At 72.7% G+C, this 17,398-nt stretch carries 12 protein-coding genes, 2 rRNA genes and 1 pseudogene (1 of these 15 running past the window's edge); 6 read left to right on the top strand and 9 right to left on the bottom strand.

What is annotated here, in order from left to right:
• Position 1: 1 nt before the first annotated feature.
• A complete protein-coding gene (locus C1708_RS19850; RefSeq protein WP_106413946.1) occupies positions 2–1,189 on the top strand; it encodes a winged helix-turn-helix domain-containing protein in 1,188 nt (395 codons plus the stop codon).
• Between the two features lie 21 nt (positions 1,190–1,210).
• Here C1708_RS19850 and C1708_RS19845 read toward each other — a convergent pair whose 3' ends face one another.
• The 7 genes and pseudogenes from C1708_RS19845 to mtnA all read right to left on the bottom strand — a co-directional run bounded on the left by C1708_RS19845 (position 1,211) and on the right by mtnA (position 10,035).
• The gene (locus tag C1708_RS19845; RefSeq protein ID WP_106413944.1) at positions 1,211–1,957 is read right to left on the bottom strand and encodes a response regulator; all 747 of its coding nucleotides are present in this window, start codon (positions 1,955–1,957) and stop codon (positions 1,211–1,213) included.
• A gap of 204 nt (positions 1,958–2,161) precedes the next feature.
• Positions 2,162–2,854, bottom strand: a complete 693-nt coding sequence (gene hpf / locus C1708_RS19840; RefSeq protein ID WP_106413943.1) for a ribosome hibernation-promoting factor, HPF/YfiA family — start codon at positions 2,852–2,854, stop codon at positions 2,162–2,164.
• A gap of 313 nt (positions 2,855–3,167) precedes the next feature.
• Positions 3,168–4,124, bottom strand: coding sequence for a ComF family protein (locus C1708_RS19830; protein ID WP_106413941.1), 957 nt, complete (start codon positions 4,122–4,124; stop codon positions 3,168–3,170).
• Positions 4,125–4,223: 99 nt separating this feature from the next.
• Positions 4,224–6,068, bottom strand: a complete 1,845-nt coding sequence (locus tag C1708_RS19825) for an LpqB family beta-propeller domain-containing protein (RefSeq protein WP_106413940.1) — start codon at positions 6,066–6,068, stop codon at positions 4,224–4,226.
• Positions 6,058–8,193 carry an MtrAB system histidine kinase MtrB gene (mtrB, locus tag C1708_RS19820; protein WP_106413939.1) on the bottom strand — a complete coding sequence of 712 codons (2,136 nt, stop codon included), beginning with the start codon at positions 8,191–8,193 and terminating at the stop codon, positions 6,058–6,060. Before mtrB ends, C1708_RS19825 begins: the two co-directional genes overlap by 11 nt.
• Before the next feature lies 1 nt (position 8,194).
• Positions 8,195–8,884: a two-component system response regulator MtrA gene (mtrA, locus tag C1708_RS19815; RefSeq protein WP_004987303.1), complete on the bottom strand. Its 690-nt coding sequence runs from the start codon at positions 8,882–8,884 to the stop codon at positions 8,195–8,197.
• A 4-nt stretch (positions 8,885–8,888) separates the two neighbouring features.
• Positions 8,889–10,035 (bottom strand): annotated as a pseudogene (gene mtnA / locus C1708_RS19810) (S-methyl-5-thioribose-1-phosphate isomerase).
• A gap of 141 nt (positions 10,036–10,176) precedes the next feature.
• On the opposite strand from mtnA, the gene C1708_RS19805 reads away from it, so the two are divergent.
• The 5 genes from C1708_RS19805 to C1708_RS19785 are packed head-to-tail and all read left to right on the top strand — an operon-like array spanning position 10,177 to position 15,736.
• On the top strand, positions 10,177–11,490 hold the full coding sequence (locus C1708_RS19805; protein ID WP_106413937.1) for a DUF7847 domain-containing protein: 1,314 nt from the start codon (positions 10,177–10,179) through the stop codon (positions 11,488–11,490).
• 4 nt (positions 11,491–11,494) lie between these two features.
• Positions 11,495–12,247: a DUF4129 domain-containing protein gene (locus C1708_RS19800; protein WP_106413936.1), complete on the top strand. Its 753-nt coding sequence runs from the start codon at positions 11,495–11,497 to the stop codon at positions 12,245–12,247.
• Positions 12,244–13,437: a DUF4350 domain-containing protein gene (locus C1708_RS19795; protein WP_106413935.1), complete on the top strand. Its 1,194-nt coding sequence runs from the start codon at positions 12,244–12,246 to the stop codon at positions 13,435–13,437. The genes C1708_RS19800 and C1708_RS19795 overlap by 4 nt, the downstream gene beginning before the upstream one ends.
• The gene (locus tag C1708_RS19790) at positions 13,437–14,426 is read left to right on the top strand and encodes an AAA family ATPase (RefSeq protein ID WP_106413934.1); all 990 of its coding nucleotides are present in this window, start codon (positions 13,437–13,439) and stop codon (positions 14,424–14,426) included. The genes C1708_RS19795 and C1708_RS19790 overlap by 1 nt, the downstream gene beginning before the upstream one ends.
• Positions 14,426–15,736, top strand: coding sequence for a DUF58 domain-containing protein (locus C1708_RS19785; RefSeq protein WP_106413933.1), 1,311 nt, complete (start codon positions 14,426–14,428; stop codon positions 15,734–15,736). Before C1708_RS19790 ends, C1708_RS19785 begins: the two co-directional genes overlap by 1 nt.
• An 81-nt stretch (positions 15,737–15,817) precedes the next feature.
• Here the strand turns inward: C1708_RS19785 and rrf are convergent.
• Positions 15,818–15,934, bottom strand: a 5S ribosomal RNA gene (gene rrf, locus C1708_RS19780).
• Positions 15,935–16,023: 89 nt separating this feature from the next.
• Positions 16,024–17,398 (bottom strand): 23S ribosomal RNA (locus C1708_RS19775) (it continues 1,751 nt past the right edge of the window).

The raw sequence follows: 17,398 nt of genomic DNA, 5'->3' as shown, positions 1-17,398 counted from the left end.
TATGACGACCCTCCCGCGTCCGATCACGGAACTCTCCGCCGACGAGGCCCGCCGCATCGCCCTGCGGGCCCAGGGACTCCTCGGCGCCCCCGACCGGCGCGCCGGTGTGCGCGGCGTCCTGCGCCACCTGGGCGCGGTGCAGCTCGACACCATCTCCGTCCTCGCCCGCTCGCACGAGCTGATCCCGTACGCCCGCCTCGGCGCGGTGGGCCGCAGGACGGTGGAGGAGGCGTACTGGAAGCAGGGCGACCAGCCCGCGCACACGTTCGAGTACTGGTCGCACGCCGCGTGCATCCTCCCCATCGAGGAGTGGCCGCACTTCGCCTTCCGCCGCCGCGCCTTCCGCGACCGCCCGCACTGGCACCACGAGCTGCCCGACGGCGTGTACGACCAGGTCGTCAAGCAGCTGCGCACCGAGGGCCCGCTGACCGCCACCGAGTTGGGCGGCGCCAAGCGCACCAGCGAGTGGTGGGACTGGTCCGGCACCAAGGTCGCCGTGGAGCGCGCCCTGATGTACGGCGAGGTGGTGTGCGTGGAGCGGCGCGGCTGGAAGCGGGTCTACGACCTGGCCGAGCGGGCCGTCCCGGCCGCTCTGCTGGCGGAGGAGCCGTCCGACGCGGAGTGCCTGCGCCGGCTGGTGGGGCTGGCCGGCCGGGCGCTGGGGGTGGGGACCCGTGCGGACATCGCCGACTACCACCGGCTGAAGGGCGAGCAGGTCGACGCGGTGATCGCCGACTCGGGGCTGGTGCCCGTCACGGTCGAGGGCTGGTCCAAGCCGGCCTGGGCGGACCCGGAGGCGCTGGCCTCCCCGCCGCGCGGCCGGCACCGCACGACGCTGCTGTCGCCGTTCGACTCCCTGGTCTGGGAGCGGGCGCGCACGGAGCGGATCTTCGGCTTCACCCACCGCCTGGAGGCGTACGTCCCGAAGCCCAAGCGGGTCCACGGCTACTTCGCGATGCCCGTGCTGGCGGGCGGGCGGCTGGTGGGCCGGGTGGACCCGGCGCGGGAGGGCCGCACGCTGGTCGCCAAGCAGGTCACGCTGGACGGCCGTACGGCGGTGCCGGCGGTGGCGCGGGCGCTGGTGGAGGCGGCGGGCTGGGTGAACTGCGTGGACGTCCGGGTGGAGCGGCTGGACGCGCCGGAGCTGCGCGAGGCGCTCACGGCGGAGCTGGCCCGGCTGCTCGCCTGAGCCCCGCTCCGGTCCGCCGGGTCAGCGGATCTCGAGGATCTTCTCCCGCATCGCGTAGACCACGGCCTCCATCCGGGAGTGGAGCTGGAGCTTCTCCAGGATGTTGCGCACGTGGTTCTTCACCGTGTTCTCGGAGATGAACAACTCCTTGGCGATGTCCCGGTTGTTCATCCCCGTGGCGACGAGTTTGAGGACCTCCAGCTCGCGGTCCGTCAGCCGGGGCGCGGGGACGAGCCGGCGCTCGTCGGTGCGCTGGATCATCGACTTGAACTCGGTGAGCAGCTTCGACGCCATGGAGGGGCTGATCTGCGACTGCCCGTCGGCGACGGCGCGGATGGCGGTGGCCACCTCGTCGGTGGAGATCTCCTTGAGGAGGTAGCCGGTCGCGCCCGCCTTGATGGCGTCGTAGAGGTCGGCCTCCTCGTCGCTGATCGTCAGCATGATGATCTTGGCGCTGGGGGCGACCTCCTTGATGGAGGTGCAGGCCTCGATACCGCCCCGCTTGGGCATCCGCACGTCCATCAGGACGATGTCGGGCAGCAGGTCGGCGGCCTTCTCCACGGCCTCGGCGCCGTCCCCGGCCTCGCCGACGACCTGGATGTCCTCCTCGGCGGCGAGCACGATCTCCAGACCGCGGCGGAACAGCGCGTGGTCGTCCACCACCAGGACTCTGATCGGTTCCTGGCGTGAAGTGTCCGCGTCCGGGCCCATGCCGACGACGCCGTCGCCGGCGTCCTCGTCCCGCATCGGTCCGAAGCTGTCCGCCATCGCGTTCCTCCCCCTGAAGGCTGTGGCCTGTGGTCCTGACCATCGCCAACCCAAGGCAACGGCCCACCGGTTGAGCCGCTGCCGCCATGATTCCATGCCGCACCGGCACCGGGCTGCCGGTGTGGGCGCCGGGCAGTGGCACGCCGGTGCCCCTGGGGGCGCACACGCGCACCAGGGGCACCTGCTGTGCTGTCGCCCGGCGGGTCAGCCGCCGAGGGTTCCGCCCGCCTCGGGGGAGTTGTTCTCGGTGACCATCGTGTCGGTCCTGAGGTGGATCACGCCGTAGTCGTAGGCGTGGCGCCGGTAGACGACGCTGGGCTCCTTGGTCTCGGAGTCGACGAAGAGGTAGAAGTCGTGCCCGACCAGCTCCATCTCGTAGAGCGCCTGGTCGAGGGTCATGGGCGCGGCCACGTGGGTCTTCTCGCGGACGACCAGCGGCCCGTCGCCCTGGACCTCCAGGGAGCCGATCTTCTTCGTGGGGACCGCCTGCTCCTCCTCCTGCGCCGTGCTCGCACCGGACCCGTTGAGGGTGGCCACGCCGGGCACGTGGTCGGGGACCTCGGCCGCGGGGATCCTGCGCGCGCCGCGCCGTGAGAATCGCTTGTCGTGCTGCTTGCGCAGTCGGGCGTCCAGTTTCTCCGCTGCCAGGTCGAGCGCCGCGTACGGGTCGCTCGCCGCCGCTTCCGCCCGGATCACCGGACCGCGGGAGCGGAGCGTGATCTCCACCCGGTCACAGCGGTCGGCCTGTCGGGGGTTGGGCTCCTTGGACACCTCGACGTCCAGGCTCATCACCTTGCCATCGAGCTTCTGGATCTTTTCCAGGTTCAGCTTCTCGGCCACGTGCTTCCGGAACCGCTCGGGCACCTCGGTCTTGCGGCCCTTGACGACGATGTCCACGCAGAACTCCGTTCCCGGATCACTCCGCTTCGCTGCGGATGTGTCTCCCTTTTGCACCAGGCTCCGGTGTCGTCCGGAGCCTCGGACTCGGTGACGTCCACCTCCTCCCCCACGAGCGAGACATCCAGTCCACCGGTGCGGGTGATGTCGGGGAAACCCGCACCACCGCATTCCGATCAGAGGGGCCTGGCCTGCGGCTTTCCCTCACAACCGAACATATCTCGCGTGGACGTATGGCGTCACCCTCTACCGCGACGTACCTCCATTCAGGCGAATTAACCCTCCGATTACCTGCAACGGCATAAGTTCTCGGTCAGTTTCGGTGTATTCCAAACGCATCCGGCGACGCCGCCACGACGGCCGCGCACACCACGCCGGGTGTTCCGCCGGCGCTTCTCTTCCCGCCCGTCTTCTCCGGCGGCCGGCCGGGCTGCCGGTCCGCTCCGCGCCACGCCGGCGGCGGTTTCCGCTGTTGTCCTGACCCTTCCCATGTCTCACCCAGGTACACGGACGCGGGCCGCGAATCACTCGATGCCGCCCGGCCCTCTTCGGCCGGTTCCGTTTCCGGGCCGGGCGGGCCCGGCGCGGCCCGCACCGCGCGCGCCGCCTCGGCGAGGGTCGCCCCGGTCGTCATGAGGTCGTCGACCAGCACGACCCGGCCCCGCCCGAGGAGCCGGGCGCACCCCGGCGCCACCGCGAGGGCGCCCGCGAGGTTGGCCAGCCGCTGCCGCGCGCCGAGCCCCGACTGGTCGGCCACCGGGCGCCGTTGCCGCAGGGCGGCGAGTACCGCGGCGGGCACCCCCGTGCGCCGCAGCTCACCGGCCGCCGCGTACGCGATCCGCCGTGCGGGGTCGTGCCCGCGTGCCCGCACGGCCCGCCGGGCGGACGGCACGGGGACGAGCAGCACCGGGTCGCACGCCGTCCCGCCCGCCGCCGTGCCCCTGCCGCCCCGGGACCCGCGCTCAGCCGGAGCCGGTGCCTGGAGTCCCGCGCGCACCGCGCCCGCCAGGGCCTCGCCCAGCGGCCGGGCGAGGGCCAGGGCGCCGCGCTCCTTGTGGGCGAGCAGCACGGCGCGCACCTCGTCGGCGTACGGGGCGGCCGCGTGCACGGGCGGCAGTCCCGGCGGCTCGGGCGCCGGCCGCACCCGGCGCGGCGCCCGCCCGCTCAGCGCCGCACTGCACCGGTCGCAGAGCACGGCGCGGGCCCTGCCGCAACCGCCGCACTCGGCCGGAAGCACCAGGTCGGTGAGGTCCCGCCACCAGCTCCGCATGGGCTCACTGTGCCGACGCCCCGGCCGTCCGGCCACCCTTGTGGACAACCCCTCCGACCAGCCCGTCGGTCCGCCCCAAGCCTCAGGACAGGCCGGCCCTCACCCCGGATAGACCGGCGCCGTCCCCTGCGTCACCTTCTGCCACTGCGCCCCGGACGGCAGCCGGACGATGCCGTCCACCGAGTACGCCACCAGCGGCGCCGTCTCGTCCGCGGCGGCCGTCAGCGCCTTCACCCCGGTCAGCGCGGCGGGCGGCGGCACGTCCGGCGTGGAGCCGTCGACCTCGACGTACTTCATCTGCTCCACGCCTCCGTGCTCACGGCCGACGACCACGAGCCGGCTGTCCCCGGCCCACGACATGGCGGTGACCTGCTCCAGCTCGGGCGTCGCCGAGCGCAGCTCCACCACGGTGACCGTGGGGTGCCCGGCCGACCCGGCCTCGTCCGGGCCGCTGCGCTCGATCCGCCCGATGAGCAGGGACCGCTCGTCGCCCTTCTCCACGACGAGGGCGATCCGCACCCCGTCGGCGGCCACCCGGACCGCCTGGATGCGGCCGTCCAGACCCGGCGTCCGTACCCGCAGCGGCTGGCCGGCTCCCTTCGCCAGCAGGTAGAGACCGGGGCGGGCCGGGTCGCGGTCGGCGACCCACAGTCCGCCCTGGGCGTCCCAGCTCGGCGTGGTCAGCCGGTCCTGCTCGGCCTTGCCCTGGCTGCGCAGCACCGGTTCGCCGAGGGACGAGCCCTGCGCCAGGGCGGAGACGAACAGCGCCTGGCCGTTCAGACCGACGCCGGCCGCCGTGCGCTCGTCCCGCGCGACCGCGACCGAGCGCAGCCCCTGCTCCCCCTGTCCGAGCGCCCCGGGCGCCGGGTCGGGGTCGGCATCGGGGCTGGAGCTGCCCGCGGCGATCCGGACGAGCTTGTGCTGCTCGTCGAGGAAGTACAGGTAGTCGGGCTGGTTCAGCGCGCCCCGGGTGGCGACGGTCTCGGCGCCGTCCTGGGTGAGCGAGCACAGCTGCCCGCCGTCGGCCCGCAGTTCGACCTCCTCCACCGCGGGACTGAGGTCGCGCAGCGTGAACAGCAGCTGGGCGGCCATCTCCTCGCAGCGGCCGGTGCCGACGTCGCCGGCCCGGTCGTCGAGCGGCACGGTGAGCGTGCCCCGGTCGTCCGGGGTGAGCGGCCCCGTGCCCTCGCGCAGCCGGATCCCCGTGGGGAAGCTCGACCGGACCACGGGGTCGAGCCAGCTCGTCGGCCCGGAGATCAGCGAGCGCACCATCCGCGTCGTGGGGTCGACGTGCCGGCGCACGTACACGGGGTCCGCGACCGCCATCGGCAGGGACGAGCCGTCCACGTCCACGTTCGAGGCGAAGTAGTACTTGTTGAAGGACGTGTAGTTGCGCTGGAAGTCCGACGTGCCCATCACGACGCCCTGCGGCACCGCGTCGATGCGCCACTGGCCGCTCTTCTCGTCCTTCACCAGCCGCACGACCTCGTTGTAGAGGCCGGAGGAGGGCGCGTACGCCTGCTGCGCGTCCACGGTGGCGAACTTGGTGCCGGTCAGCGTGTACGTCAGGGCGGTGCTGTCCTCCCTGATCTCCCGGTCGGCGCGGGCGCCGGGCCCCTCGGAGAGCACGGTGGTGGACTGCTCCGGCCGCCAGTACTTCGACGCCTCCGGGGTCAGGTACTGGCGTGCGGTCTCGTAGTCGGCGTCGTCGCTGGTCAGCGCCTCCAGGAAGCCCTGGACGATCTGGGTGGGGGTGGCGTCGTCGCTGGGCGGCACGGCGTAGACCCGCACCTGCGCGTCCTTGCGCGGTGTGGACTCCACCCCGCGCAGGTCGCCGCTGTCCGGCATCGAGGCGCACCCGGCCAGCAGGACGACACCGCAGACGGCGTACGTCACCGCCCGGGCCGGCGCCCCGCGCCCGCGCCTCACACGCTCACCGCCCACGCGTGGCCTCCCCGTCCCTCTCCGCACCGCGCGGATCACCGTCCCCGTTCCCGTCGGCCGCTGTCCGGCCGCCGTCCGCCCCGCCGGAGGGGCCCGGGGATCCGGAGTGTCCCGCCTCCGTCCCCGTGCTCGGGCCGGGCGCGGTGCCCGGCGTCATGCGCGTACTGCCCGACCGGGCCACCACGCGCGCGCCGTTGCCGGGCAGGGCGGTGGGGTCGGCCGTGGGCGTCGACGTGCCGGGCCTGCGGCCCAGCGGATCGCGGGACGCCTGCGCCGGGTCGCCCGCGCCGGGCTGCCGCACCGGCACCGTGGCGCGCTTCTCGCCGTCGCCGCCGCGCGGCGGCCCCGCGTCGTCGAGGCCGCGGTTGCGCCGCGAGTCCTTGGGCTCCAGCGGTATCGGGGACCCGCGCAGCGGCTCGTCCGCCGTCCTGGGCAGCGTCAGCCGGAACTGCGAGCCGCCGCCCGGCTCGCCCCACGCCTGCAGCCAGCCGCCGTGCAGCCGGGCGTCCTCCAGGGCGATGGACAGCCCCAGACCCGTACCGCCGGTGGTGCGGGCGCGGGCCGGGTCGGCCCGCCAGAAGCGGCTGAACACGCGCGTGGCCTCGCCGGGCTTGAGTCCGACCCCGTAGTCGCGCACCGCGACCGCCACCGCGCCCCCCGCCGCGGCCAGCTTGACGACGACGTCCCTCCCCTCGCCGTGCTCGACGGCGTTGACGACCAGGTTGCGCAGCACCCGCTCCACGCGCCGCGCGTCGGCCTCGGCGACCACGGGCTGCTGGTCGCCGACGACCTTGATCGTGGTGCCCTTGCGCTCGGCGAGCGGCTCCGCGCCGCTGACCACGCGCCGCACCACCTCGCGCAGGTCGATCGGCTCCGCCTCCAGGGCGGCCGCGCCCGCGTCGAAGCGGCTGATCTCCAGCAGGTCGGCGAGCAGCGACTCGAAGCGGTCGAGCTGGTCGGCGAGCAGTTCGGCCGACCGCGCGGTCACCGGGTCGAAGTCCTCGCGCGCCTCGTGGATGACGTCCGCGGCCATCCGCACGGTCGTCAGCGGGGTGCGCAGCTCGTGCGACACGTCCGACACGAACCGGCGCTGCATCCGCGACAGGTCCTCGAGCTGGCTGATCTTGAGCTGGAGGTTCTGCGCCATCTTGTTGAAGGCCTCGCCGAGCCGGGCGATGTCGTCCTCGCCGGTGACCTTCATGCGTTCCTGGAGCCGCCCGGCGGACAGCCGTTCGGCGATCCCGGCGGCCATCCGCACCGGCGTGACCACCTGCCGCACCACCAGCCAGGCGATCGCCCCGAGCAGCACGACCACGAACAGCCCGGCGGTCGTCAGGGTGCCCTTGACCAGGCTCAGCGACTTCTCCTCCTGGGTGAGCGGGAAGAGGTAGTACAGCTGGTACGGGTCGCCGTTGGGGTCGTTGACCTGCTTGCCGATGACCAGGGCCGGCTGGGAGTCCTTGTCGGTGGCGTAGACGATGCGCGTGTAGCTCTGCGCGGCCGTCGTGCTGGTGTCGATCCGCTCGCGCAGCGCGGCGGGGACGCTGGCGGCCGGGTTGACCCCGCCGGAGGCGCGCGGTCCGCGCCCGCTGCCGCTGTCGCCGCCGGACGGCAGGGTGACCACGTCGAAGGCGCCCTGGCCGCCGCTGGACAGCGAGGCGACGAGGTCGCTCATCCACTGGATGACGCTCTGCGAGGGGCGGCCGTCCGGCGCGGCGCCCTCCTCGCCGGTGACGCTCACGGCCTGTTCGGCCTGCTGCTTGGCCACGGCGAAACCGCCGGTGGCCTGGCTCTGCGACGCCTTCACCTTGGCGTCCAGCAGGCCGTTGCGCACCTGGCCGATGACGACGAAGCCGAGCAGCAGGACGACGCCCAGCGACATCAGCAGCGTCGTGACGACGACCTTGAGCTGGATGTTGCGCCGCCACAGCCGCATGACGGGCAGCAGCGGACGCCGCACCCAGCGCATGACGAGCCGGACGACCGGGCTGCCCTGGACCCCGCCCTGGAGCAGGTCGCCGTCGAAGAGGTGGCGCCAGCGGGTGGCGGCCGTCCCCCGGCCGACAGGCCGCCCCGGACGGCCCCCGGACCGGCCGGGCGCCGAAGCGGCACTGTCACCGGGCATGTCAGCTCGGTCCTGCCTTGTATCCGACGCCACGGACGGTCACCACGATCTCGGGCTTCTCCGGGTCCTTCTCGACCTTGGAGCGCAGCCGCTGCACATGGACGTTGACCAGGCGGGTGTCGGCCGCGTGGCGGTAGCCCCACACCTGCTCCAGCAGCACCTCGCGCGTGAAGACCTGCCACGGCTTGCGCGCGAGGGCGACCAGCAGGTCGAACTCCAGCGGGGTCAGGGCGATGGACTGCCCGTCCCGCTTCACGGAGTGACCGGCCACGTCGATCACCAGGTCGCCGATGGCGAGCTGCTCCGGCGCCGGCTCCTCGGACCTGCGCAGCCGCGCGCGGATCCGGGCGACCAGCTCCTTCGGCTTGAACGGCTTGACGATGTAGTCGTCGGCCCCGGACTCCAGGCCCACCACCACGTCGACGGTGTCGCTCTTCGCCGTGAGCATCACGATCGGCACCCCGGACTCCGCCCTGATCAGGCGGCAGACCTCGATGCCGTCCCGGCCGGGGAGCATCAGGTCGAGGAGGACCAGATCCGGCTTGGTCTCGCGGAAGGCGGCCAGCGCCTTGTCGCCGTCGGCCACGAAAGACGGCTCAAAACCTTCACCGCGCAACACGATGCCGAGCATCTCGGCCAGTGCGCTGTCGTCGTCGACGACAAGGACTCGTCCCTTCATAAACGACATCATCCCATTAGCTAATCGTTACCTGGCGTGACCTGGCACACAGCAGCCAGCGCCTCGGACGTCACGGGCGACACCACGCCCCCCTCGGTGACGATCGCCGTCACCAGCTCCGGCGGTGTCACGTCGAACGCCGGGTTGTACGCCGTCGTCCCCAGGGGAGCCACCGGAATCCCGCCCCCCGCCTCCGCACCGGCCACCGGCACCTGCGGCGCCATGATCTCCGTCACCTCATGGCCGGGACGCTGTTCCACCTCGATGGACGCCCCGTCCGGCGTCCGGGGATCCACCGTCGTCACCGGAGCCACCACGATGAACGGCACGTGGTGGTACCGCGCGAGCACCGCGAGCGGATAGCTCCCCACCTTGTTCGCCACCGACCCGTCGGCCGCGATGCGGTCCGCGCCGACCAGCACCGCGTCCACCTCGCCCGCCGCGAACAGCGATCCCGCCGCGTTGTCGGTGAGCAGGGTGTACGCCATGCCGCTGCGGGCCGCCTCGTACGCCGTCAGGCGAGCACCTTGCAGCAACGGACGCGTCTCGTCCACCCACAGGCGCCGCAGCCGCCCCGCCCGGTGCGCCGCCAGCGCCACCGCGAACGCCGTCCCCTCGCCGCCCGACACCAGCGAACCGGTGTTGCAGTGGGTGAGGATCCGGTGCCCGCCGCCGGGCATCAGCTCGTCGAGGAGCGCCAGCCCGTGCGCCGCCATCCGGGCGCTGGCCCCGGCGTCCTCCCGGTGCAGCCGCTGCGCGGCGGCCAGCGCCGCCCCGGCCGCCTGCCGCGGGTCGCCGCCGCCGTCCACCACCGCCCGGTACGCGGAGTGCGCCCGCCGCACCCCGACCGCCAGGTTCACCGCCGTGGGCCGGGCGCTCTCCAGCGCCGCCGCCGCGTCGTCCACGTCGTAGCCCCGCACGGCCGCGAGCGCGACGCCGTAGGCGCCCGCGATGCCCAGCAGGGGGGCGCCGCGCACGGCGAGCGAACGGATCGCCTCCACCAGTGCGGGCGCGTCCGTGCAGACCAGCTCGACCTCCTCGGCCGGGAGCCGCGTCTGGTCGAGCAGGACCAGGACCGGACCTTCGGGAGGCTCCTCCCAGCGCAGTGCCGGCATCCCGGTCGGCCGCTTGTCGTCACCGCTGTGCGCGTACTGATCAGCCATGCGGCCAGTCTGCCCCCTGGGGCGCGGACAATAGAAGACGAGCTGCCCCGACCTCGGCAGGACCACCGGGAACCACCGCATGGCACGATGGCTGCCCAAGCCGCCACCGCGACCGCGGCCGGGCACCGTGAAGGAGCGACGATGAACGACACTCCGGGCTGGGCCTCGCCCGGATCCGCCCCGTCCGGCGGGCACGGACCGGGCGCGTCCGGACCTGCCGGGTCCGACGGCCGTCCGGGGCCCGAGCAGTCCGCCGGCCGGCCGCGGCAGCCGGGTGACGCCCCGCGGGAGCCGGGCGTGAAGTGGTCCAAGGACCAGCCTCCCGCCGATCAGTGGTCCGCGCCCACCGGCGCTCCCGGTGCGGGAGGCCCCGGTCAGGCCCCGCCGCCCCCCGGCCCCGGCTGGGGCGCCCCGCCGCCCGGCGGACCCGGCGGCCAGGCGCCCTGGGGAGGCTGGGGCAACGGCTGGGGAGGTCCCCCGCCCGCGGCGAAGCCCGGCGTCATCCCGCTGCGTCCCCTCGGCGTCGGCGAACTCCTCGACGGCGCCGTGTCGACCATGCGCACCTACTGGCGCACGGTCCTCGGCATCTCGCTCACCCTCGCCGTCCTCACCGAGATCGTCGCGGTGCTGCTGCAGGGCTTCGTCCTGGACGACGCCGACACCGAGGTGCTCGACGACCCCAGCGCCACGTTCGGCGAGCTCACCGACGTCATGGGCGACCTCCTGCTCAGCTCCGCCGTGCTCTACGGGATCACCCTGATCGGCACGGTCGCGGCGACCGCCCTGCTCACCACCGTCACCAGCCGCGCCGTGCTCGGCCGGCCGGTGACCACCGCCGAGGCCTGGCGCGACGCCCGTCCCCGGATCCTCAAGCTGTTCGGCCTGATCATCCTGCTGGGGCTCATCGCGGTGGGCGCCGTCGCCGTCGGCGCGCTGCCCGGCATCCTCGTCAGCGTCTCGGCCGGCGCGGAGGTGGGCGTCGGACTCACCGTCCTCGGCCTGCTCGCCGCCGCCGTGTTCGCCGTGTGGCTCATGGTCCGCCTCTCGCTGGCCTCCCCCGCGCTGATGCTGGAGAAGCAGGGCATCGTCATGGCGATGCGCCGCTCCGCCCGGCTGGTGCGCGGCTCCTGGTGGCGGGTCTTCGGCATCCAGCTGCTGGCCGCGATCATCGCCTACGTCGTCGCGGCGATCATCGTCATCCCCTTCACCTTCCTCGCCGCCGCGTTCAGCGGCGGCGCCGCCGGCCTCCTGGACACCGCGGGCGGGGACATCGGCTGGACGTTCCTGATCATCAGCGGCATCGGCTCGGTGATCGGCTCCATGATCACGTTCCCGATCACCGCCGGCGTCACCGTGCTCCTCTACATCGACCAGCGCATCCGCCGCGAGGCCCTCGACCTCGAACTGGCCCGCGCCGCGGGCGTCCATGGTGCCGACACCACCGGCGGGAGCTGATGCGGTGACCGTCACGGGGGGAGTTCTCCAGGCCGCACCGGCCCTGCCCACGGCCGCCGACACCGCCGTGCGTCTGCTGGCGCGCGGCGACGACGAACCGCCCGTCACCCTCCCGCGCGACCCCGCGCGGGAAGCGGCCCGGCGGGAGCTGTCGAAGCAGATGTACCACGAGAACGACCCCAGCTGGCTCCAGCGGGCCCTGGAGGCCTTCTGGGACTGGGTCGGCAAGCTGTTCGGCGCCGCCTCCACCGCGACACCCGGCGGCGCGCTCGGCCTGGTCGTCATCGTCGTCGCCGCGCTCGCCGTCGTGGCCGCCCTGTGGTGGCGCCTGGGCACCCCGCGCCGCCGGCCGGTCACCGCGCCCGCCCTGTTCGACGACCGTCCCCGCAGCGCCGCCGAGCACCGCGCGGCCGCCGAGGCGCACGCCGCCCAGGGCCACTGGAACCAGGCCGTCCAGGAACGCATGCGGGCCGTCGTCCGCGCCCTGGAGGAACGCGCCCTCCTCGACCCCCGCCCCGGCCGCACCGCCGACGAGGCCGCCGACGAGGCCGGCCGCGCCCTGCCCCAGCACACCGGCCGGCTGCGCACCGCCGCCCGCGACTTCGACGACGTCACGTACGGCGGCCGGGCCGCCACGGAGGACACGTACCGGCGGCTCGCCGCCCTCGACGGCGACCTGGAACGCACCAAGCCCGCCCTCGCCGGCAGCGGCGCCCGCGGCACGGACCCCGACGCCCCCCAGGGAGCCGCCGGATGACGACCGAGGCCACCTCCCCGCCCACCTCGGCCTCCCCCACCGCCCGCCAGGTGTGGACGCGCACGCGGGGCGTCGCCCTCGCGCTGGTGCTGCTGCTCGTCGCGGCCGTCGCCATCGCCGCGGTCCGCTCCGACGCCCGGCACGGCCGGCTCGACCCGCGCTCCGCCGACCCCCACGGCAGCCGCGCCGTCGCCGAACTGCTCGCCGACCGCGGCGTCGACACCCGCGTGGTCACCACGCTCGACGAGGCCGCCGACGCGGCCGGCCCCGACACCACCCTGCTGGTCGCCGTACCGGACCTGCTGACGCCCCGCCAGCAGACGCGGCTGCGCCAGGCCGCCGAGGACTCCGGCGGCCGCACCGTCCTGGTCGCCTCCGGCCCCGCCTCCGTGGAGCGCCTCGCCCCCGGCGTCACCGCCGACCCGGCCAACAGCCTGGACTCCACCCTCGAACCGGACTGCGACCTGCCCGCCGCCCGGCGTGCCGGCTCCGCCGACACCGGCGGCATCCGCTACTCCTCCGCTCACCCCGACGCCGACGAGTGCTACCACAGCCACCGCCTGGCCACCCTGCTGCGCGTCCCCGCCCCCTCCGGCGACGGCGACACCGTCCTCCTCGGCGCCCCCGACATCCTCCTCAACGACCGCCTGGACGAGCACGGCAACGCCTCGCTGGCCCTGCAGCTCCTCGGCTCCCGCTCCCATCTCGTCTGGTACCTCCCCTCACCCGCCGACGCCTCAGCCGTGGCCGAGGACCGGAAGAGCTTCTTCGACCTGCTCCCCTCCGGCTGGCTGTGGGGCACCCTCCAGCTCTTCGTCGCCGCCGCCCTGGCCGCCGCGTGGCGGGCACGCCGTCTCGGCCCCCTCGTCCCCGAGCGACTTCCCGTGGCGATCCGCGCCTCCGAGACCGTCGAAGGCCGCGCCCGCCTCTACCGCAAGGCCGACGCCCGCGACCGCGCCGCCCTCGCGCTCCGCTCCGCCACCCGCACCCGCCTCGCCCCCCTCGTCGGCATCCCCGGCTCCCAGGCGCACGCGCCCGAGGCCCTGCTCCCCGCGCTGTCCACCCGCCTCGACGGCGACGGGCAGTCCCTCCACACGCTTCTCTTCGGCCCGCCCCCCGGCGACGACGCGGCTCTGATCCGGCTCGCCGACCGACTCGACGCCCTCGAAAGGCAGGTACGCCGTCCATGATGGACCCGACCACCGACAACGCCGCGCCCGCCGGGGACCCGGCCGCCGCCCGGGCCGCCCTGGAGGCCCTGCGCGCGGAGATCGCCAAGGCCGTGGTCGGCCAGGACCCCGCCGTGACCGGCCTCGTCGTCGCCCTGCTCTGCCGCGGCCACGTCCTCCTCGAGGGCGTCCCCGGCGTCGCCAAGACCCTGCTGATCCGCGCCCTCGCCGCCGCCCTCGAACTCGACACCAAGCGCGTCCAGTTCACCCCCGACCTGATGCCGAGCGACGTCACCGGCTCCCTCGTCTACGACGCCCGCACCGCCGAGTTCTCCTTCCAGCCCGGCCCGGTCTTCACCCACCTCCTTCTCGCGGACGAGATCAACCGCACGCCCCCGAAGACCCAGTCGTCCCTGCTGGAGGCCATGGAGGAGCGCCAGGTCACCGTCGACGGCACTCCGCGCGCCCTCCCCGACCCGTTCCTGGTCGCCGCGACCCAGAACCCCGTCGAGTACGAGGGCACCTACCCCCTGCCCGAGGCGCAGCTCGACCGTTTCCTCCTCAAGCTGACGATCCCCCTCCCCTCCCGCCAGGACGAGATCGACGTCCTCACCCGGCACGCCCAGGGCTTCGACCCGCGCGACCTGCGCGCCGCCGGCGTACGCCCCGTCGCGAACGCCGCCGACCTCGAGGCCGCCCGCCGCGCCGTCGCCACCACCACGGTCTCCCCCGAGATCACCGCGTACGTCGTCGACATCTGCCGCGCCACCCGCGAGTCGCCGTCCCTGACCCTCGGCGTCTCCCCCCGAGGCGCCACCGCACTGCTCGCCACCGCCCGCGCCTGGGCCTGGCTGACCGGCCGCGACTACGTCATCCCCGACGACGTGAAGGCCCTCGCCCTGCCCACGCTCCGCCACCGCATACAGCTGCGCCCGGAGGCCGAGATGGAGGGCGTGACGGCCGACTCGGTCATCAACGCGGTCCTCTCCCACGTCCCCGTCCCCCGCTGATGGCCCCCACCGGACGCGCCGCCCTCCTCGCGGCCCTCGGCTCCCTCCCGGTCGGCATCTGGGAACCCGGCTGGACGGGCGTCCTCGCCGTCAACGCGCCCCTGGCCGTCGCGTGCGCCTGCGACTACGCCCTGGCCGCGCCGGTGCGCAGGCTCGGCCTGACCCGCTCCGGCGACACCTCCGTACGCCTCGGCGGCACCGCCGACGTCACCCTCACGATCACCAACCCGTCGCGCCGTCCGCTGCGCGCCCGCGTCCGCGACGCCTGGCCGCCGAGCAGCTGGACGTCCGGCACGGAGGCGGAGGCCTCCCGGACACGGCTGACGATCCCCGCGGGCGAACGGCGTCGCGTCACCACACGCCTGCGCCCCACCCGCCGCGGCGACCGCCAGGCGGACCGCGTCACCGTCCGCTCCTACGGCCCCCTCGGCCTCTTCACCCGCCAGGGCACCCACAAGGTCCCGTGGACGGTCCGTGTCCTGCCGCCCTTCACCAGCCGCAAGCACCTGCCCTCCAAGCTGGCCCGCCTGCGCGAACTGGACGGCCGCACCAGTGTCCTCACCCGGGGCGAGGGCACCGAGTTCGACAGCCTCCGCGCCTACGTCCCCGGCGACGACACCCGCTCCATCGACTGGCGTGCCACCGCCCGCCAGACGGAGGTCGCCGTACGCACCTGGCGCCCGGAGCGCGACCGCCACATCCTGCTCGTCCTCGACACCGGCCGCACCTCCGCCGGCCGGGTGGGCGACGCACCGCGCCTGGACTCCTCCATGGACGCGGCCCTGCTCCTCGCCGCCCTGGCCTCCCGCGCCGGTGACCGCGTCGACCTGCTGGCCTACGACCGCCGGGTACGCGCCCTGGTCCAGGGCCGCGCGGTCGGCGATGTCCTGCCGTCCCTGGTGAACGCGCTGGCCACGCTGGAACCCGAACTGGTCGAGACGGACGCCCGCGGCCTGACGGCGGCAGCGCTCCGTACGGCCCCGCGCCGCTCCCTGATCGTGCTCCTGACGACGCTGGACGCGACGCCGGTGGAGGAGGGCCTGCTGCCCGTCCTGAGCCGGCTGACGCAGCGCCACACGGTCCTGCTCGCTTCGGTGGCCGACCCGCACGTGGCGTCCATGGCCCGGGGCCGTGGAGACGTCGACGCGGTGTACGAGGCAGCGGCGGCCGCGCAGGCCCACACAGAACGCGACCGCACAGCCGAACAGCTCCGTCGCCGCGGGGTGACGGTCGTGGACGCGACGCCGGAGAACTTGGCGCCGGCGCTTGCGGACGCGTACCTGGCGCTGAAGTCGGCGGGGCGGCTGTAAAAAAAGGGGGTGTCCGGGTGCCCCCGAAAACGCAGAGAGCCCCCGTGCCGAACGGCACGGGGGCTCTCCATATCAAGAATTGTTCGGCGGCGTCCTACTCTCCCACAGGGTCCCCCCTGCAGTACCATCGGCGCTGTAAGGCTTAGCTTCCGGGTTCGGAATGTAACCGGGCGTTTCCCCTACGCTATGACCACCGAAACACTGTGAAACACTCAACCGCACCACACCGTGACCATGGCATGGGGTTGTTCGTGGTTTCAGAACCAACACAGTGGACGCGAGCAACTGAGGACAAGCCCTCGGCCTATTAGTACCGGTCAACTCCACACGTTACCGTGCTTCCATATCCGGCCTATCAACCCAGTCGTCTACTGGGAGCCTTACCCCATCAAGTGGGTGGGAGTCCTCATCTCGAAGCAGGCTTCCCGCTTAGATGCTTTCAGCGGTTATCCCTCCCGAACGTAGCCAACCAGCCATGCCCTTGGCAGAACAACTGGCACACCAGAGGTTCGTCCGTCCCGGTCCTCTCGTACTAGGGACAGCCCTTCTCAAGACTCCTACGCGCACAGCGGATAGGGACCGAACTGTCTCACGACGTTCTAAACCCAGCTCGCGTACCGCTTTAATGGGCGAACAGCCCAACCCTTGGGACCGACTCCAGCCCCAGGATGCGACGAGCCGACATCGAGGTGCCAAACCATCCCGTCGATATGGACTCTTGGGGAAGATCAGCCTGTTATCCCCGGGGTACCTTTTATCCGTTGAGCGACGGCGCTTCCACAAGCCACCGCCGGATCACTAGTCCCGACTTTCGTCCCTGCTCGACCCGTCGGTCTCACAGTCAAGCTCCCTTGTGCACTTACACTCAACACCTGATTGCCAACCAGGCTGAGGGAACCTTTGGGCGCCTCCGTTACCCTTTAGGAGGCAACCGCCCCAGTTAAACTACCCATCAGACACTGTCCCTGATCCGGATCACGGACCCAGGTTAGACATCCAGCACGACCAGACTGGTATTTCAACGACGACTCCACCCGAACTGGCGTCCAGGCTTCACAGTCTCCCAGCTATCCTACACAAGCCGAACCGAACACCAATATCAAACTGTAGTAAAGGTCCCGGGGTCTTTCCGTCCTGCTGCGCGAAACGAGCATCTTTACTCGTAGTGCAATTTCACCGGGCCTATGGTTGAGACAGTCGAGAAGTCGTTACGCCATTCGTGCAGGTCGGAACTTACCCGACAAGGAATTTCGCTACCTTAGGATGGTTATAGTTACCACCGCCGTTTACTGGCGCTTAAGTTCTCAGCTTCGCCCACCCGAAAGTGAGCTAACCGGTCCCCTTAACGTTCCAGCACCGGGCAGGCGTCAGTCCGTATACATCGCCTTACGGCTTCGCACGGACCTGTGTTTTTAGTAAACAGTCGCTTCTCGCTGGTCTCTGCGGCCACCCCCAGCTCACCGAGTAAATCGGATCACCGAGTGTGGCCCCCCTTCTCCCGAAGTTACGGGGGCATTTTGCCGAGTTCCTTAACCATAGTTCACCCGAACGCCTCGGTATTCTCTACCTGACCACCTGAGTCGGTTTAGGGTACGGGCCGCCATGAAACTCGCTAGAGGCTTTTCTCGACAGCATAGGATCATCCACTTCACCACAATCGGC

The sequence above is a fragment of the Streptomyces sp. DH-12 genome, from assembly GCF_002899455.1.
GTDB lineage: Bacteria > Actinomycetota > Actinomycetes > Streptomycetales > Streptomycetaceae > Streptomyces.
This window is presented reverse-complemented; position numbering and strand designations above follow the sequence as displayed.

Coding starts and splice junctions, on each gene's coding strand:
- C1708_RS19850 (WP_106413946.1), top strand. CDS start 2: ATGACGACCCTCCCGCGTCCGATCACGGAACTCTCCGCCGACGAGGCC.
- C1708_RS19845 (WP_106413944.1), bottom strand. CDS start 1,957: ATGGCGGACAGCTTCGGACCGATGCGGGACGAGGACGCCGGCGACGGC.
- C1708_RS19830 (WP_106413941.1), bottom strand. CDS start 4,124: ATGCGGAGCTGGTGGCGGGACCTCACCGACCTGGTGCTTCCGGCCGAG.
- mtrB (WP_106413939.1), bottom strand. CDS start 8,193: ATGCCCGGTGACAGTGCCGCTTCGGCGCCCGGCCGGTCCGGGGGCCGT.
- mtrA (WP_004987303.1), bottom strand. CDS start 8,884: ATGATGTCGTTTATGAAGGGACGAGTCCTTGTCGTCGACGACGACAGC.
- C1708_RS19805 (WP_106413937.1), top strand. CDS start 10,177: ATGAACGACACTCCGGGCTGGGCCTCGCCCGGATCCGCCCCGTCCGGC.
- C1708_RS19795 (WP_106413935.1), top strand. CDS start 12,244: ATGACGACCGAGGCCACCTCCCCGCCCACCTCGGCCTCCCCCACCGCC.
- C1708_RS19790 (WP_106413934.1), top strand. CDS start 13,437: ATGGACCCGACCACCGACAACGCCGCGCCCGCCGGGGACCCGGCCGCC.
- C1708_RS19785 (WP_106413933.1), top strand. CDS start 14,426: ATGGCCCCCACCGGACGCGCCGCCCTCCTCGCGGCCCTCGGCTCCCTC.